General features: G+C 46.3%; 1 protein-coding gene. It reads left to right on the top strand.

Translation table 11 applies throughout. The features are described from left to right. Positions 1–28 precede the first annotated feature (28 nt). The gene (locus A3773_RS17900) at positions 29–370 is read left to right on the top strand and encodes a hypothetical protein (RefSeq protein WP_156473566.1); all 342 of its coding nucleotides are present in this window, start codon (positions 29–31) and stop codon (positions 368–370) included. Positions 371–456: the final 86 nt, after the last annotated feature.

The raw sequence follows: 456 nt of genomic DNA, 5'->3' as shown, positions 1-456 counted from the left end.
GATGCAAAAAAATAAACGGAAGGGGTAAGTGGAGGAAGATGATAGAAATGAAGGCAAACTGATTAGTACGGGGAGAAGAAAGGAAGAAGAGAGGGAGGGAAGAGGAAGAGAGGAAAAGAAAGAGGGAGGAAGGGAGAAAGAAAAGAGGAAGAGAAAAAAAGGAAGGAAAGATGGAAGAAGAAGGGGGAGAAGAGAGAGGGGGAGGGGGAGAGGGGAAGGAAGGAAGGAGGAGAGGAGGAGAAAAGAAAAAGAGAGGGGAGGGGGGAAAAGGAAGAGGAGAGGAGGGAGAAAAGGAGAAGGGAGAGGGGGGGAAGGGAAGGGAAAGAAAAAGGAGGAGAAGAAGAAGAAGAGGAGAACAAAAGAAAAATAGGAGAGGAAGAGGAAAAAAAGAGAAAGGAAAAAAGAGAAGAAAGAAAGGAAAGGGAAAAGGGGGCACGGTTGGGTTGTCTAAGACAA

The sequence above is a fragment of the Neptuniibacter pectenicola genome (assembly GCF_001597735.1).
GTDB lineage: Bacteria > Pseudomonadota > Gammaproteobacteria > Pseudomonadales > Balneatricaceae > Neptuniibacter > Neptuniibacter pectenicola.
The sequence above is the reverse complement of the archived record's forward strand: the minus strand, read 5'-3'. Positions and strand labels throughout refer to the sequence as shown.